Genomic DNA, 17577 nt, shown 5'->3' with positions numbered 1-17577 from the left:
AATCAGCACATTTCGATGGTTCACTTAACGGGGCTTTACAGTCCCTTTACTTTTTGTCTATAAAGAAACAAACTAGTGTCCTTATATTTTTTATTTTAAAATTACCATAGACAAATTTACTTAGAGGGTAAGTCTGCCTGCAAGGTATAAATTATTACGGCAGCAATAGTGTATGAAGAAAATTAGCAAAGTTATTTTATTGTGTTTGGTTGCACTAACAATGGCTGCTTGTGATAAACCAGACAGAGAAATAAAAGCGGGTCGTTACGGCATGATGAGTGACGAAACACCGCAATATGCTGCACTGGTATTTATAATGGCAATTTACGAAGATGATAATTTGGACGGTGCGCTTAAATTATCGACTGATAAGTTTGCAGGACTGCTAAAGTCATATCATACAAACAGTGGGGTTCAGCGCCATATATTGAATTTACGATTAACGGAAATGACCGTAGAGCCGGTTTCAGGCGGTTTTGAAAGTATGACAGAATTCAAAAAAGAAGTGACCGTTGACGTTAAAATCATTGGCACTTACAACAATAGAAAAATTACCGAATTAAAAACAATTTCTATGATTAGACAATCAGGGGATTGGAAAATCGTAGGTGTGTCAAATACAGTCCCTTAGAAACGGGACTGATTTTTTTTTCGTCAGCTTAGCGACCAACAGCAACACCTTCCCTTCTTGGATCAGCACCACCGATTAATTTACCATCAATTAATTGAATGCCATGCAAACCGCTGTTAAGATCAAGCACACGCACATCATGCCCTTGTCTTTCTAAGTCAACTTTCAGCTCGGTAAGCACGGTTCCTTTCTCAAGGGCAGTATAATCATTACGGTTAGTTATTCTAGGCGCATTTATTGCCTGTTGAATATTCATATCAAAATCAACTACATTAATAATTGTCTGTGCAACGTAATTTATAATACGACTTCCTCCCGGGGAACCAATAATCAACTCTAGCTCTCCTTTTTCGTTAAACAGCATCGTCGGGCTCATTGAACTGCGGGGACGTTTGTTGGGCTCGACTCTATTCAATGCTTGATAACCATTTTTAGACGGCGCTAACGAAAAGTCTGTTAGTTGATTGTTCAATAAAAAACCTTCAACCATAACACCAGAACCGAACATAAATTCGATACTGGTAGTCATTGAAATCGCATTGCCTTCTTTATCTACAATAGAAAAATGACTGGTACTTGGCAACTCTGGCGTATGATCTTCACCCACCATTACATTCATGTATGGCTTTCCTGCCTCAGCTTTCGTTACCAGTTTATTTAGCCCAACAAGCTTAGCTCGTTGCGACAAGTAGGCTGAATTAATAAGCGATACTGCTGGTAGGTTGGTAAAGTCAGTATCCGCAATGTACTGATCCCTGTCAGCATATGCGAGCGCACTAGACTGCGAAAACAAGTGAATAAATTCTTTACTACCGGGCCCGTACTTTTTTAGTTCGAATTGTTCTAGCATTTTCAAAATTTGATATACCGATATTCCACCAGAACTTGGCGGCGCCATCCCGCAAATTTTCTTACCTCTATAGTTCCCGCATATCGGCGCGCGTTTCTTTGCTTCATAAAGGGCTAAATCGTCAGCTGTCATAAAGCCAGGATTAATTATCGTTGTGCGAGCCGCCTCAGCAATTTTCTCTGCTAACTCACCTTTATAAAAATAATCTGTACCGTGATGAGCAATGTTAAGTAGGGTATTTGCAAGCAGTTGGTTTTTTTGTAGCGTGCCCTGTTCGAGCGGTTCGCCATTTGGTTTGAAATAGTTTTGTGAAGTGACAAAGTTATTTAGACCTGGATGTATATCTAATTTTAGTAACGAATCTAGTCTGGGTGATACTATAAATCCCTGCCTTGAGGTTGTAATAGCATCTTCAAATAAATCTCTCCATTTTAACTTACCAAATTCCTTATGTGCCATTTCAAGCGCTTTTAACACACCCGGTACACCGATTGCTTTGCCACCAACCACTGCGTCAATCCAGCGCATAGGTTCGCCATCGTCTAAAAAGATATAAGGTGTTGCTTTTTGAGGGGCTGTTTCGCGACCATCAAACGTATGCAGCTTTTTATTCTTGTTGTCCCAATATAGCATGAAAGCTCCACCACCTATACCCGACGATTGCGGTTCGACTAACGTTAACATCGCTTGTATCGCAACAGCGGCATCAATTGCCGAACCGCCTTTTTCAAGTATATTTTTACCCGCCCAAGCGGCATAAGGATTGGCTGCGACAACCATATATTCCTTTGATTCATGTGCTTGCTTAACCGTTTTTCCTGTATCAGCTTCTGGTTCGCGATCCTCTCGTACCTGATTTGCTGCTTGAGCAAAGGATGAAAAAGCGAACACTGTCAATGTAGCGAGAACTAATTTTTTCATTTTTTACCTGTTTCGATAACAATATTTGTGTTGATTGAGAAGCTACTTGTATATCAATCTATTTACTGGTCTTTTTTCTAAAAAAGCAGAAAACGCTTCTTTCGCAGGCTCACTCACCATTGCTTCTGCAAACGCCGCTATTTCAGTAATAATATGCTGTTCAATTTCAGCATTCTGATTGCGCAAAAGCGCTTTCGATTGTACCAGTGCCATTTTAGGTTTAGAGACTAATTTTGCTAGGGTCTGTGCAACTAAACCTGATAACGCCTCTTCACTTACGACTCTGGAAACAATACCACATTCAAAGGCTTTTTGAGCGCTAAAGGTCTCTCCTAACAACAGCAATTCAGCGGCTTGCAAATTACCTGAAATCCGAGGAAGAATATAACTCGACGCGTATTCAGGCACTAAGCCCAAGTTGATAAACGGCATTGCGAATTTAGCCTTGTCGGCACAGTAAACAAAGTCACAATGCAATAGCAATGTTGTTCCAATCCCAATCGCCAAACCCTCCACTTTAGCAACAACAGGCACTGGACAATTGACCAGAGCCATCATGAAGCGATAAGTTTCATTCACCCCTTGGTCATTACTTTTTGACATAAAATCAGCGATGTCATTACCTGCAGTAAAACAACCGTGGGAACCTTGAATAAGCACCGCTCTTATATCACTTTCGCTGGCAGATTCAATGGCTTTTGCCATGTCCATATACATATTTGGGAGCAGTGCGTTCTTTTTATCAGGCCTATCAATTTCGATTGTTAAAACTGCATTTTGTTGACTAACGTTTATCATGCTTTACCACTGTTTATCATAAATTTTACTCCGTCATTAATTTAACAGATTGTGTGAGCACATTGTTGTTTTCTAGTGATAAGATAGCATTAAAATAATCTATACGCAGTTAAGCAATCTACACATGATCCAATTCCCTACTCGTCCAAATCAATACTTAGGCCCGCTGATCATAGGGTTAATTAGTGTCGTCGCCTTTTTGTTCGAGCCCATGAGTTCAGACTATTTTGCACTTGAACGCAGTTGGTGGACACAAGAAGATTACTATCAGATAGTGACCGGGCATTTTCTACACACCAATTTCATTCACATTTTATTTAATCTTTTGGGCTTATTATTATTATGGGCACTGCATGGCGACGATTATGAGACCGTTTCCTATTTAGCCAAGTTTTTTCTTATTTGTGTTGCTCTTTCACTTTGTTTATATCTATTTTCTGAGGATGTCATCTGGTATGTCGGCCTGTCAGGTGCGATTCATGGGGTATTCGCTTTGGGTTGCATCAGAGACTTGGAAAACAAACTGTTGAGTGGATGGCTTTTATTGATTGGTCTGGTACTAAAAGTAGGAAACGAACAATTAAACGGTGCAGGTAGTTTAATGCCTGATCTCATTGATGCTAATGTAGCTGTAGATAGTCATCTATACGGTGCGATTATTGGCCTATTGATTGGTTTTGCTAGCTTGCTAAGACGCCGCTTCTTGGTTCATAAAGCCGCAATTTAGCGGTCTTCACAACCTTCATAGTGATGTCAAAATATACTTATCTTTTAATGACAGAGTTGACCCAAATCCATTTTGAGACTAAAAGGAACAAATCGCTACGGGTTGAGCAGTATTTCACAATACCTTAGCCGAATAAAAGTCTTTTAGCTGATATTCATATATGCCGGTTATGACGGCTCGATTTATAATCAAATGTCATAGATAAGTTTACAGAGTTGATTAAAGCCTACAGTTACCGCTTGTCAATATAGGGATTATTAGCAAGAATATTAACTTGGCGTTGATATTCAAAATAGGAACGCTACACCATGCCTGCATTAAGAAATACTAGCTCTATCTATTCATTTTTTATCTATTTTTTGTTCGCCCTTATTCTCTCTGGATGCGGCGGTGGCGGTGGTGACGACAATGGAGGTGGAGGTGCTAGTCCTGTCGTTTCTTTAGCTTCGTTAGCGATCAATCCTGTTGAATCAAGCCTAAAAGTAGCAGCGACATTTCAACTAACTGTTACTGGAACATATTCTAATTCTTCTTCACAGAATTTAACCTCATTAGCAACATGGTCTGTTACCGACACATCGGTGCTCAACGTATCAAGTACAGGCCTTGTTACCGCCTTGTCTGCAGGTACAAGCATCGTAACGGCTGCTTATGAAGGCCTAACCGTTGAGCGCAGTATCTCAGTCAAGGCGCTGCTAGATTTAGGTATTTCACCGGCCTCAGTAACGCTGGCTATTGACTCTTCACAGCAATTAAGTGTAACCGGTACATATACCGATGACAGTGTTGAAGGTGTTGATAGTTTATTGACTTGGGAATCTTCCGCGCCGAATATCGCTAGTATTTCAACATCTGGGGTAATTCTTGCTGTTTCTGCCGGAACAATTTCAGTTACTGCTAGTTTGCAAGGAGTAAGTGAAGCAATACAAGTGACCGTCCTACCAAATCTAGTTTCATTAACAATTAACGACCTTTCGTCAACTTTGAAGGTGTCCGACACATTTCAACTAATTGTGACTGGCACCTATTCTGATGCGTCTGCACAAAATGTGAGTTCATCAGCAACGTGGGCTGTTGCCGACGCAGCCATCCTCAATATATCGAGTGCAGGTCTAGTCACGGCCTTGTCTGAAGGCACGACTATAGTAACGGCTGCTTATGAAGGACTAACCGTTGAACGAAGTATCTCAGTCAAAGCCTTGCTCAATTTGCGTATTTCACCAGCCTCTGTAACCCTGGCAATTGCCTCTTCACAACAACTAAGTGTAACCGGCACATATACCGATGACAGTGTTGAGGGTGTGGATAATTTAGTGACTTGGCAATCCTCCGATTCAAGTGTTGCCACTATATCAACGTCTGGTATGGTACTTGCGATCTCGGCTGGTACAGTTTCAGTTACCGCTAATTTGCAGGGTGTAAGTGAAGCAAAACAAGTGACCGTTCTGCCAAATTTAGTTTCGTTGTCAAGCACTGAAGTAATACCGAGCCTTAAAATATTCGACACTTTTCAACTGACGTTGACAGGAATATATTCTGATGCTTCCACACAGAATTTAACCTCATTAGCGACGTGGTCTGTCGTTGACGTAACAGTACTTAGCGTATCAAGTACTGGTTTAGTCTCCGCTTTGTCAGCAGGCACAACTTTAGTAACAGCATTATATAAAGGTCTAACGGTTGAACGCAGTATTTCGGTGAAAGCCTTAGCCGATTTGAGTATCTCACCGACCTCTATGACCCTAGCAATAGCGTCTTCAGAACAATTAAGTGTGACTGGCCGATATACTGATAACAGTGTAGAAGCATTGGGTAGCGTAGTGACTTGGCAAACGACAGATGTAAACGTTGCAAGCATCTCAAATTCAGGAGTGGTACTTGGTGTTGCAACTGGTACTATTTCTATTACAGCCAGTGTTGGTTCAGTAAGTTCAAGTTTGAGTGTAACAGTGTCTCCTGCGACCCTTCGTTCAATTGTGGTGAGTTCCCAAGTTTCGCAACTGGCCGCTGGCTTAACGGCGTCGTTATCAGCTAAAGGACTCTATTCAGATGGCACTGAGCAAGTATTAAGTGGCCAAGTTGTTTGGAGCGTATCTGACGAGTCGATAGCTTCAATAGATCCAGAGACAGGCTTGTTAACCGCACTTGAAACCGGCACAGTCTCGGTTATTGCGACTAAAGAGGGCTTGAGCAATGCTTTATCTTTCTTTGTTACTCAAGCTACCTTGAGTAGTATAGCGATTTCACCTTCTGACATTACCTTAGCCGCAGGCTCAAGTGAACAGGTGAATATAACCGCGGTTTTTTCTGATAACACTAAGCTAGATGTAAGCAGCCAGGTTGACTGGATTAATTCGAATGACCAAATAGCAATCATTGACGATAATTCATCCACAGTGATTGCGCGGTTAGCTGGTTCAACAACCCTTTCGGCTACTCTTTCTGGCCAACAAGCAGACTTATTAATTAATGTAACCGATGCTCAACTTGTTTCTCTTTCACTGTCTCCCGTTAACGCGTCTATTCCACTTGGCCAGTCACAGCGTTACACAGCTCAAGGAACATATACCGATGCAAGCGTTCAGGATTTAAGCTCTGTGGTAACTTGGTTATCGAATAATGAAGGATTTGCACTAATAAGCAACACCGGATCGTTGACAGGGTTGGCTGAATCAGTTGCCTCAGGCACCGTCACGCTGACTGCTGTTGTTGGCGACATTCAACAAGATACATCCTTAACGATAACAAATGCAGTGTTAAGTAGTATAGAAATCCAACCTGCTAATCAAGCCGTGGCTAAGGGCACAAATGCTCAAATTAGCGCGCGCGGTTATTATACGGATGGTTCCAAAATTGACTTAACATCAGAAGTAATATGGAGCTCATCAAATAATAGTTCCGTAAATATGCTCTCCGCTAATAACGGAACCGTACAAAGTTTGGATGCCGGCAGCGCCCTAATAAGCGCAACGCTAGAGGGTTTGACTGGCGTGGGGAATATCACAGTAACAGCGGCCACCTTACAGAGTATTTCGATCAGTCCAACACAAGTCATGCTGCCAAGCGGCATGAGCCAGCGTCTCATTGCAACCGGCACTTACTCCGATAGCTCGATTCTAAATATTAGTCAGCAAGTAAGCTGGCAGAGTGATGATATTCTAAAAGCCACGGTCTCAAATAATAATGCGGAGTCAGGTTTATTAAGAGCCATTGGGATGGGTCAATTAACGGTGTCAGCAAGCTTAGGTTCGCTTATTGATCAAGTTAATATTGATGTTACAGATGCACTACTAACCAGTATTCAGGTCAGCAGTGTAAGCACTCAATTGAATGTAAAGTCATCGGTATTGGCAACCGCAATTGGGCACTTTTCTGATTCATCAACTCAGGATTTGTCATCTCAAGTGAATTGGTTGAGCAGTAATGTGAATATTGCATCCATTGGCAATACTGAATTTGAGAAAGGACTTGTCAGCGCCCTTTCGCCTGGTATTGTTGATATATCAGCGTCTAGGTCGGGTATTAATTCGCTCCCTATTGCGCTTGAAGTTGTCTTCAATCCCAATTTACCAAAAGCCATTAATATGCTGGTTCAACCCAATATCATAATTAACGATAGCAATGATGCAGCCCAAGTTGATCTCGTGTTAGTACCGAGTGCGAATGGGGGTGTAATAGCCGACGGTACCCCCATAACGTTAACGATAACTGAAGGTGCTATGGATCGAAATGTAGACTTAGTTACCACAAATGGTGCAGTGAGTTATTCGCTGCAATCCTCGTACGATGGGTTTATTTCTTTGTCTGCCAGTACTAATGATTATACCGTGACTTCTGGCGTATTAAGCACAGATAGTTTATCCGATGCGATTTCGTCAACTGGCAGATCAAATGGGTTGTATGAGAATAATATGCTTCAACAGGGTAGTGCCTTCTTTGTACTCGTCAGGAACCTAACTAATCGAGTATTTAATATTGAACAAATAAATATTGGTTATCGCGACCCCAATAATGGAAACGTTTTCGTCGATTTTCCCGGATCACCTATAACCACGGCCGCAGCTATCAGTGACGGTGATCTAACGGCGGGAGAGTTTAGCTTTATTGGTTATGAATTAGATAATGATGTGGAAGCCCGTATTTATATTATTTCATATGTGATTTCTGACGACCAAAGTAATAGCGTTTTTGCTTTAATTAATACCTTTAATTTTGCACAATAAATTTACTTGATCAGTAAGCGTCGGTTATATAAGGGTGGTCAAGCAAGATGGTAATTAACTTTTGGTTTTTTAACCGTAAGTACTACATCTGGTGAACTACTCTTAGTAGTGATTACTGTCACAAAAGATATGAACTCAATGAAAAAATCACTAACTTGCAATAGTTTCTAATTGGCACCGATGAGGCGGTTATTTTTTTATCGCTACCTAAACAGCAGACTGACAGTGTCAAATAAGATTAGATTATGAAAAAATTATTCGAGAAAGGTAAAAACATATTTGATACGGCGGCAATTAAGCTGACACGTGAAGTCGATTCGAGAATGCATATGGTCAAAGAAGTAGTTAATGGTCTGCCTATTTTTGTCTCATTCGAACGATTGAAAAATCCCACACTAGAATACGACGAAAAGCATTACTTCATCATTCCATTTCACTCATGCGAAGCAGGCTTTTCACTCCACACTATGCGCTCCCTGCCAGCTCATGTCCCTGAAATTAATGATTTACCAAAAAGAAGGGTGTTTCACTTTCCGAATGAACACTACGAGGCAACCTTGCGTGTTCACATGGTCAATACGGCTAAAGATATTGCCTATGGTAGCGAGGCACAAAATGTAAGCTCGTTAGAAATGCTCGCTAATAAAATCGACGCTTTGGATTCTAAACTCACTTATGGAATATTAATTATTGGTGGTATAGCGGCAATTTTTAATCCGTTGGTAGGTGCCGGTATTGCGGCAAAGGCCATTTTCCCTGGCGTTGCTGGACTCTTATCGAGCTATGGTTTGCGCCCCTTAGGTGAAAAACTAACCCAATCTCAATTAGAGAATCAAGTAAAAAATGCAGAACAAAAGGTACTTAAACAGTTTTCAGAAGCCAATACGCTTAAGGTGACTAATCCAATATTACATCAACTAGAATATGCCCTTAGAACAACTGAGATGCAGTATGATCCATTATTAGATCCCAATTTGTCACCCAGAACTATTCCTCAGTTGGGCGATGAAAGTTGGCGACAGCTCACGGAAAAAGCAATTTTTCATGTATATAGAGACGTCGTCGAAGACACCAATAAACATGAGGCGGCACGATTAGGACCAGAAGATATACGCTGGCTTAAATTACTATTTGTTGGAAATGAAGATTAAATACGGTACTGCACATATAGAAAAACTTACTGCAAATTTCACACCCCATTAGCTGTTAAGGATCGCGCACAACAACGCTATTTTTACCCCCCCTCTTTTGCACCATACATGGCGTCATCCGCCATTTTTAAACTGCTTTCTAGTTGGTCCGGAGCAGACAGTGAACTCACTCCAAAACTGGCTGTAATGGTTAAATTTCCAGCTTGGGTTTCTATTGAACACTTCGATACTTCATCGCATAACCTTTCAGCTAACTTCTGGGTCTCTGTTATAGATGCAGAAGCCTGCAAAATAACAAATTCTTCACCACCAAATCTAGTGACAATATCTGAATCCCTCACAATTTTTGATACTATTTTAGCAAATTTAACTAACACTTCATCACCTACTGCGTGACCAAAAGTATCGTTAATATCTTTAAAATCATCGATATCTACCATAATAATGCCGTGTTGACTTTTTTGGGTAAAGCCTGTCACCTTAAGCACTTTTTCTTCAAAAAAACGTCGATTATAGACCCCTGTTAAAGGATCAATAACCGATTTATGGTAATGATCTTCAATTAAATCAGACATTAACAAGGTTAAAAAAGCACCTATTAACCCAGTAACCGCAATTGCTTGAGTAAACATTAAGGTCGACATATAAACGAAAAACGATTGTTCAAACCAATAAAAAATGGCGCTAGCAGGTGTTAGTAGAACAATTATGCATACCGCAAACTGCAGGATTTTTTCGCCATCTGTTTTAAGATTCAAATTTTTAGGAATTTTAGCAATGCAACTATAAAAAACGATGGCTATATTCACACTGGTTATCGTTGCTCGCATAGCAAAGTTGTCTATATACAGATAAAACACGCCTGTATTTACAACAGTTAACAGAACAATATTTATCCAGATTATCTTACTCTTTTTGAGAGTCGGTTGTGAGCCACCAATAAACGCGATCAACACTTTGACACATTATAGAATATCAGCCCAGTGAATTTTTATATGCCTCGATTGGAAAATTGGCGGTAGTGTAGAATTATTAGTCCCTCTGTCTAAAATAACCCATCACGACCTATCAATAACCAGGCTGTGCTTGAGACAAATATCACCGACTCAGGCTTATCTTGTTACCCCAAGAGGTAGATTTTTCTTGTTAGATTTGGATAAATATTTACGTATTTGTTACTGTGAAGCGAAAATAAAAAGGTGCTCACTTTATCAGTCGCACCTTTTTGTCTTTATATTCTACTTTCTATCACTGCAAACAACTAAATCTGAGTGACGATGTGTATAAGCGCTTCACATAAATTATAGATTTTCTTCAAACAGCTTATAAATACGGCGATATTCATCCAGCCATGAACTAGGCTGCACAAAACCATGTGGCTCTACCGGATATATAGCTGTTTCAAAATTTTCTTTTTCTTTTTCGATGAGAACTTGTACTAATCTAACGACATCGACAAAGAACACATTGTCATCGACCATTGGGGCGTTAATCAACAGCGGTTTGGTTAAGCCGTCAACGAAATAAATGGGAGAACTACGCTCATAAGCAATAGGATCAACGTCCGGTCTATTGAGGATATTAGAAGTGTATGGATCATTATAATGCGCCCAATCGGATACAGGACGCAGCGCTGCACCTGCTTGGAATAAATCAGGTTCAGTAAACAATGCCATAAAGGTCATAAAACCACCATATGAGCCCCCATAAGTGCCTATTCTATTGCGATCGACATTCGCATTTTGCACTAACCACTCAACTCCGTCTTTTAGGTCTTGGATTTCTGGCGTGCCCATTTGACGATATATGGCGGTTCTCCAATCACGCCCATAACCTGCCGACGCACGATAGTCCATATCCATAACCACATAGCCTTGTGACACTAGAAAGCTATGAAACATAAATTCACGAAAATACCCTGACCAGCCCAAGTGTGAGTTTTGTAAGTAACCCGCACCATGATTAAACATGACGGCTCGATGCTTTCCACTAACGGGACCTTGCGGTGCATAGACACGTGAATAAATCGGTTGCTCAGTGTGACTTGACTTAACCGCAACAATAGAAGGTGAAGTCCAATCAACACTAAGAAAATCATCGCTTATCGTACTTGTAATTTTTACCGGTACATCGTTTTCAATACGCAAATCCATTGAATACAATTCAGGCGGCTTGACCAATTTTGAGTGTATGAGTAATAACGACGACTCATCAGGAGACAATTGGTAATCCGTCATTCCATTTAAATCGGTCAATGCTTGCGAATTCATTGAATCGGTAGACACACGATAGATTTCGTAAATGCCTGGGTGCTTCTTATTGGCTTTATAATAAAAGTAATTGTCGTCTTGGCTGAGAACAACATTATCAACAACAAAGTTTCCATGCGTTACTGACGTTAACTTACCGTTTACTGGTTTTGTGTATAATTGCGAGTAGCCAGACTCTTCAGATAAAAGGTAAAGTGTTTCAGCTTCATCAAACCAACCAAACTGATTAAATCGGTAGTTCACCCAAGCATTGTCATGCATACGATGCTGGGTCTCAAACACTTTATCATCAACATCGATTGTTGCTATCCAACGATCCTTGTTGTCCCAAGCTTCCAACATTACAGCGACTTTATCGCTGTTATCATGCCACTTAATCGGCGGCTCGGTTGCGTACCAATCAAACAGCAAACCAATGTCGCGAGGCAATCGGTTCTCTTTATAGGTATTGCCTCTCACTTCTGCATTTTCGCGCTTTACCGCGGCTAATACGTCCTCGTTATAACCTGGCAAGGCTTTGTAGTCTAACTTGGTTTTTTCACCCGACTGCACTTCAAGTAGCCAAACATCTTGTTGAATTGGCTTTGCATCAGCAACTCTCTGACGCACGCTTTGCGCTATAATACGCCCATTTTCTTCAATGTAATCCGGCATAATGTCAGTATCATCATTGCTCGGCGTATTTTCAGTGGTGACCACAATAGCCCACTTGCCATTGGGTGATAAGCTTGCTAGCACCGTTCTATGTTCGGCATCAAAATAAAATGACGATGTCATCAAGCTGCTATTTTTCTCTCTTAAACTAGTGTCGTTATCATGGCGCAGAATTCTATTTTTGCGTTGCAGTTTTACATAATCAATTAACTTAATTTGTTCTTCAGCTATGTAGTCTTCTGGCTCACTAACAGGTTCATATTCATCATCAAAGTACCACGACAACATTTGTTCCTGCATACCGGTTCTAACATTTACGGTATAAAAACTATCATTACGCTGGAAAGAAACCCCATCTTGCTCGTAAAACTGAAGGTTCCTCGCGCCATTTATACTTTTCGTTAACTGACGCACTGATTTATCAGTTTTAGATTGAACGAAGATATTTCCCTCAAACAGCCACGCGACAAAGTCCATGTCTTTATCACTAATAATTTCATCATACTGATACTGATGAATATCAGCTAAACTGACCTTGTGACCATTTCCAGCGTTATTATCCTCACTATTTGGCGCAGTTAGCCACAAGTCTCGGATTGGGTTACCTTCTTGCTTGCGATAATAGCCAATTGAAGCGCCATCAGCACTCCAAAATGCATCTTCGGGACTGCGGCCTAACCAATCTGGGTCCGACATTATTTGCTTAAGATTAAGTTGAATCTTAGCGCTTGTTGTTACCGTCTTGTTTACTTGATATACAGTTTCCACTGGAAAATTAGCAACTGGGTTTTTACTCGGACTAGAAACTGAGGTTTCCGTTGCAGAACAAGCACTAAGTAAAGCTATACCTACACTTGAATAAACTATTTTTTTATATTTTGTCATTATTAGTGTTCTTTAAAAGTAGTTATCACGTTATATTAACGTCGTTAAGGGACAAAGTTATTTCCCTCTCAGACTGAACAAACTAGAGGTTAACATGTTAACGTTATCCGCACAGCGACTGAGCTGGTTTTTATAAATACAACAGCTCCCTAAATTTGATCAAACTAACCACAATCAATAACAATGTGAAAAGGACTACCGAAAATGAAAAAAGTAATTTCCTTGCTACTACTGATGACAATGATATTAGGCAGCCAAGTAGCGGTAGCCTCTGAATGCCCTGATTTACTAAAATTTGTGAAAAGAAAACTCAACTCACAAGAAGTTGTCAATATGTGTGAAGCATATGAAGGTAAGACCGTACTTTTCGTGAACACAGCAAGTAAATGCGGATTTACACCTCAATTCGAAGGCCTAGAAGCGCTATACACTGAATTTAAAGAAGCAGGTTTAGTTGTTTTAGGTTTCCCTTCAAATGACTTCAATCAAGAATTTGGGACTGAAAAAGAAACTGCCGAATTGTGCGAACTTACGTACGGCGTTAATTTCCCCATGTTTGAATCAATTTCTGTTCGTGGCGACAATGCAGACCCGCTTTATGCGATGTTAGCAAAGAAAGCAGGTACAGCACCGAAGTGGAATTTTTACAAGTATTTGATGGATAAAAACGGCAATGTAGTCGAGTCATATAGCGCATTTACAAAACCAGATAATGACGAGTTTGTTGCCGACATCAAAACAGCGCTGGCGTTGTAAAGACGTAATACCCTGTTTTTCTCATCTATAAATAGCGTGCAAAAAAAAGCCCCACCTTTAACGGGCGGGGCTAAACACACTCAACTAGGAACACATAACTAATCAAACAACTAATACACGTTATCGACTAGCATTAGTTAGTCATGTGGATCGTAAATTAGTTCAGAAAACTTTTAATTTAATTTTAAAAATCCTAAATGATGAGTTCACACCCTATCCATAAGCATTGAAGCGAAGGCTTGGTCAAAGTCAGCTAAAATATCTTCGATATCCTCAATGCCCACGGAAATTCTAATCAAAGCGTCTGAAATCCCCATTTTCGCTCTCTCTTGCGCACCGTTTTCGAAGAAAATAGTAGAGGCAGCAGGTAACGCTAATGTACGTGTGTCGCCTAAGTGAGTGGCCGATATAACTAAAGACAATGCGTTCAGAAATGCATACGGCTCGATTTCAGCGCTTAACTCGACCGATAATATGCCACCAAAACCGCGTTTAAAAAGCCCCTTTGCCCTAACATGCTGGGGATGTTGTTGTAAACCAGGATAATAAACAGCTTCAACGCCTTTATGCGTCGACAAGTATTTCGCTAACGCTTGTGCATTGGCACAGATTTTTCTCAAGCGCATAGTCAATGTTTCTAAACCAATAGAAACTAAATGCGCTGACTGCGGAGCCAATGTCGCTCCCATATCACGCAATCCACGTTTTCTAATTTGCGTGAGTCCCCATTGGTGTTCGTCTTCAACCTTATACTTACTCTCAATATTGTCGTACTTTGTCCAATTAAAAAGACCTGTGTCAACTAAAACACCACCCAACACATTACCGTGCCCACCAATATATTTAGTAAGCGAGGTTAATAACAGGGATGCTTTGATGGTTTTTGCGTCTAACAAGACGCTGGGCGTCATCGTATTATCCAGTGCAAATAAAATGTTATGTGACTCGCACCAATCGCCTATTCCCTGTAAGTCCGAAACTTGTGTTACTGGATTAGCTATAGTTTCACAAAAGATCATTTTCGTATTTGCATTGCAAGCCTCTTGCACCCTATGAATGTCAGTAACATCAACATAGCTGACACTAATTCCAAAGCCTTCAATAGTCGCCATGAAGCTGCGTGTATTACCAAAAAGATATTGGCTTACAACAATGTGATCACCACTTTTTAACAGCGACAACAAGGTTGTACTAATAGCGGCCATACCTGTTGCAAAAACAACGGCTCCAACACCACCATCTAACTCGTTGAGTACGTTTTGCAATGAGACAGCCGAAGAGCTGCTTGAACGTGAATAAACGTGCCCTGCTTTTTTACCTTGAAACACATCGACGAGATCTTGTACGTCTTCAAATTCAAATAACACTGAATTATTGGTCGCTTCATGAACAGCGCCAAACTGTGGTTTGTTTATTTTTCGGTCTGCATGTACTAATTTAGTATCAAGGGCTAATTTCTTCACTGAAAATATTTCTCGTATTGACTTGTTACCGAGATAATACCATAGTTAGCGGCTCGTTCTAGCGCACCTTGTTAGAACAAAACGGGTTTCATTATTTCCTTGTTCATTATTCGTACTAGCGTTTCACGACGCATGATAAGTAAAGGTTCCTACTTCAAATATGTGTATTTTGTTTATTGCAGTTAATCAGCATCCCAAATTCCCCCTCATTATTATGGCTAACCGTGATGAATTTCATCATCGGTCAACAACTAATTCCGCGTTTTGGGAACATCATAAAGATATATTGGCAGGCAAAGACAATCAGGCCGGCGGCACATGGATGGGAATTAACAAGAATGGTAGCATCTCCGCACTGACAAATATTAGAGCACTTAACAAAGAAGTAAAAGATGCTAATTCACGCGGTGAATTGGTATTAAATTTCTTGTTGGGTTCAGATAAACAACAAAAGAAGTATGCGCAAACACTCGCAGATTCGAAAGCACAATATAACGGTTATAACTTGTTGTTTGGAACACTGGAGCAGCTTCACGTTTATAATAACTTTGAAGATACCTGCGTAGCTTTAGATGACGGCGTTTATGGGCTTTCAAACGCATCACTTAACAGTCCTTGGCCAAAGTTATCGACTGGGCGAGATGCGCTTGCAAAATATTGCCAACATGCAGATGTGTTGGATACTGAGCACCTTTTTGAACTACTTCATAATGACAAACTTGCCGATGACAGTGCTCTGCCTAAAACAGGCGTTCCCATTGAGTGGGAGCGACGGTTATCGTCAATATTTATTCAAAGCCCTGAATATGGTACGCGTGCATCAACCGTGTTATTAGTTGATCATGATCAGCATGTGACTTGGGAAGAACGCTCGTTTAATGCCCAAGCAGAGCAAACCTCGGTTCAACATTTTGAATTTGATATCAAGAAAGAGTAATTTATCTCGAAAATTAGCCTAAAACTGGCATAATACTAATTCTATAAAAAATCACATTTAATTCATCTTTAAGGAACAATCGTGTTTGAACATTTGCCTGCTCTAGCGCCCGACCCTATTCTAGGTTTATCCACCGCTTTCAAGAAAGACAACAACCCAGCAAAAATTGATCTTGGTGTTGGTGTTTACAAAGACGAACAAGGCAATACGCCAATTCTAAAGGCTGTCGTTGAAGCACAAAAGCAGTTAATGGAAACAGAAACCTCAAAGGTATATATCACGCCCCAAGGTGTTCAAGGTTTTATTGATGGTATGCTTGAGTTAATTTTAGGCAAAGCCAGTCCCATTTTATTAGCAAACCGTGTCGCTGCAGTCCAGGCCCCCGGAGGTTGTGGAGCGTTGCGCATATTAGCCGAGTTGCTCAAACGTTGTAATACAGAGACTAAAGTATGGGTCAGTGATCCAACATGGGCTAACCATATTCCACTCATTGGCGATGCCGGTCTCGAAATAGTTACCTATCCTTATTTTGATAAAACCACTGCCAGCATTAAATTTGACGAAATGATGAGCTGTTTAGCTCAAGTTAAAAAAGGTGACGTCGTGTTATTGCACGGATGTTGTCATAATCCAACAGGTGCTGACTTAACCAGAGAACAATGGCAAGCGCTGGCTAAGTTAGCCAACGAAGTTGGCTTTTTACCTTTTATTGATTTAGCTTATCAAGGTTTTGGTGAAGGTTTAGAAGCAGATGTCTATGGGCTTCGTTTAATGGCTGAGTCAGTGCCTGAAACGATCATTGCAGCCTCCTGTAGCAAAAATTTTGGTTTATATCGTGAACGGGTTGGATTGGCTGCATTGATTACGCATAATTCGGCTAATCGTGACATTGTGCAGTCTCAAATTCAATATGTTGCTCGCGGTATTTATTCAATGCCCCCGGCATACGGCGGCGCTTTGGTCGATATTATATTAGCTAATGAAAACTTGAGTGCATTGTGGCAAAGCGAAGTCACTGAAATGCGTGAACGCATGATCCAGCTTCGCAAGCTACTTGTTGATAACTTAGCTGCGCACGGTGCATCCAAAGACTTTAGTTTTATTAACCAACAAAAAGGCATGTTTTCCTTTCTTTGTATTGCGCCACAGCAAGTACAAAAGCTACGTGATCAAAACAGCATTTACTTTGTTGACTCTAGCCGAGTCAACATTGCAGGTATTAACACTAAAAACGTTGAAGTGCTAGCTGCAGCTATTTCTGGTGTACTTTAGCCTATCGGAGGTAATTGGGGTTTTGTTTGAGCAGACGAA

The 17577-nt window shown here is 40.6% G+C and carries 12 protein-coding genes; 7 read left to right on the top strand and 5 right to left on the bottom strand.

Going from position 1 to position 17577, the window contains the following annotated elements; translation table 11 throughout:
- Positions 1–172: 172 nt before the first annotated feature.
- Entirely contained in the window at positions 173–631 is a 459-nt protein-coding gene (locus CXF81_RS18605; RefSeq protein ID WP_101182898.1) for a hypothetical protein, read from the top strand.
- A gap of 28 nt (positions 632–659) precedes the next feature.
- Here CXF81_RS18605 and ggt read toward each other — a convergent pair whose 3' ends face one another.
- Both ggt and CXF81_RS18595 read right to left on the bottom strand, forming a co-directional pair.
- Entirely contained in the window at positions 660–2402 is a 1743-nt protein-coding gene (gene ggt / locus CXF81_RS18600) for a gamma-glutamyltransferase (RefSeq protein ID WP_101182897.1), read from the bottom strand.
- A 42-nt stretch (positions 2403–2444) separates the two neighbouring features.
- Positions 2445–3200, bottom strand: a complete 756-nt coding sequence (locus CXF81_RS18595; protein ID WP_101182896.1) for an enoyl-CoA hydratase-related protein — start codon at positions 3198–3200, stop codon at positions 2445–2447.
- A gap of 124 nt (positions 3201–3324) precedes the next feature.
- Between CXF81_RS18595 and rrtA the strand changes: the two genes are divergently transcribed.
- The 3 genes from rrtA to CXF81_RS20420 all read left to right on the top strand — a co-directional run bounded on the left by rrtA (position 3325) and on the right by CXF81_RS20420 (position 9301).
- Positions 3325–3927: a rhombosortase gene (gene rrtA / locus CXF81_RS18590; RefSeq protein WP_101182895.1), complete on the top strand. Its 603-nt coding sequence runs from the start codon at positions 3325–3327 to the stop codon at positions 3925–3927.
- A 308-nt stretch (positions 3928–4235) separates the two neighbouring features.
- The gene (locus tag CXF81_RS18585; protein WP_101182894.1) at positions 4236–8150 is read left to right on the top strand and encodes an S-layer family protein; all 3915 of its coding nucleotides are present in this window, start codon (positions 4236–4238) and stop codon (positions 8148–8150) included.
- Between the two features lie 245 nt (positions 8151–8395).
- Complete coding sequence (locus CXF81_RS20420) at positions 8396–9301, top strand: hypothetical protein (protein WP_232771995.1); 906 nt, start codon at positions 8396–8398, stop codon at positions 9299–9301.
- 83 nt (positions 9302–9384) lie between these two features.
- Here the strand turns inward: CXF81_RS20420 and CXF81_RS18575 are convergent, their stop codons facing one another.
- A complete protein-coding gene (locus CXF81_RS18575) occupies positions 9385–10257 on the bottom strand; it encodes a GGDEF domain-containing protein (RefSeq protein WP_101182893.1) in 873 nt (290 codons plus the stop codon).
- A gap of 345 nt (positions 10258–10602) precedes the next feature.
- Entirely contained in the window at positions 10603–13110 is a 2508-nt protein-coding gene (locus tag CXF81_RS18570) for a prolyl oligopeptidase family serine peptidase (protein ID WP_101182892.1), read from the bottom strand.
- A 204-nt stretch (positions 13111–13314) separates the two neighbouring features.
- On the opposite strand from CXF81_RS18570, the gene CXF81_RS18565 reads away from it, so the two are divergent.
- Positions 13315–13866 (top strand): glutathione peroxidase, encoded by a 552-nt coding sequence (locus CXF81_RS18565; RefSeq protein WP_101182891.1) that lies wholly within the window; start codon positions 13315–13317, stop codon positions 13864–13866.
- A gap of 206 nt (positions 13867–14072) precedes the next feature.
- On the opposite strand, the gene CXF81_RS18560 is transcribed toward CXF81_RS18565, so the two are convergent.
- Positions 14073–15329 (bottom strand): cystathionine gamma-synthase family protein, encoded by a 1257-nt coding sequence (locus CXF81_RS18560; protein WP_101182890.1) that lies wholly within the window; start codon positions 15327–15329, stop codon positions 14073–14075.
- A gap of 160 nt (positions 15330–15489) precedes the next feature.
- Between CXF81_RS18560 and CXF81_RS18555 the strand changes: the two genes are divergently transcribed.
- On the top strand, positions 15490–16266 hold the full coding sequence (locus CXF81_RS18555) for an NRDE family protein (protein WP_101182889.1): 777 nt from the start codon (positions 15490–15492) through the stop codon (positions 16264–16266).
- A gap of 81 nt (positions 16267–16347) precedes the next feature.
- The gene (locus tag CXF81_RS18550) at positions 16348–17538 is read left to right on the top strand and encodes an amino acid aminotransferase (RefSeq protein WP_101182888.1); all 1191 of its coding nucleotides are present in this window, start codon (positions 16348–16350) and stop codon (positions 17536–17538) included.
- The last annotated feature ends 39 nt before the right edge of the window (positions 17539–17577 follow it).

The organism is Glaciecola sp. 33A, assembly GCF_002836745.1.
GTDB lineage: Bacteria > Pseudomonadota > Gammaproteobacteria > Enterobacterales > Alteromonadaceae > Glaciecola.
This window is presented reverse-complemented; position numbering and strand designations above follow the sequence as displayed.

What these genes read in the sequence shown, in the direction of transcription:
- CXF81_RS18585 (WP_101182894.1), top strand. Translation starts at nt 4,236, where the DNA reads ATGCCTGCATTAAGAAATACTAGCTCTATCTATTCATTTTTTATCTAT.
- ggt (WP_101182897.1), bottom strand. Translation starts at nt 2,402, where the DNA reads ATGAAAAAATTAGTTCTCGCTACATTGACAGTGTTCGCTTTTTCATCC.
- CXF81_RS20420 (WP_232771995.1), top strand. Translation starts at nt 8,396, where the DNA reads ATGAAAAAATTATTCGAGAAAGGTAAAAACATATTTGATACGGCGGCA.
- CXF81_RS18555 (WP_101182889.1), top strand. Translation starts at nt 15,490, where the DNA reads ATGTGTATTTTGTTTATTGCAGTTAATCAGCATCCCAAATTCCCCCTC.
- rrtA (WP_101182895.1), top strand. Translation starts at nt 3,325, where the DNA reads ATGATCCAATTCCCTACTCGTCCAAATCAATACTTAGGCCCGCTGATC.
- CXF81_RS18570 (WP_101182892.1), bottom strand. Translation starts at nt 13,110, where the DNA reads ATGACAAAATATAAAAAAATAGTTTATTCAAGTGTAGGTATAGCTTTA.
- CXF81_RS18605 (WP_101182898.1), top strand. Translation starts at nt 173, where the DNA reads ATGAAGAAAATTAGCAAAGTTATTTTATTGTGTTTGGTTGCACTAACA.
- CXF81_RS18595 (WP_101182896.1), bottom strand. Translation starts at nt 3,200, where the DNA reads ATGATAAACGTTAGTCAACAAAATGCAGTTTTAACAATCGAAATTGAT.
- CXF81_RS18565 (WP_101182891.1), top strand. Translation starts at nt 13,315, where the DNA reads ATGAAAAAAGTAATTTCCTTGCTACTACTGATGACAATGATATTAGGC.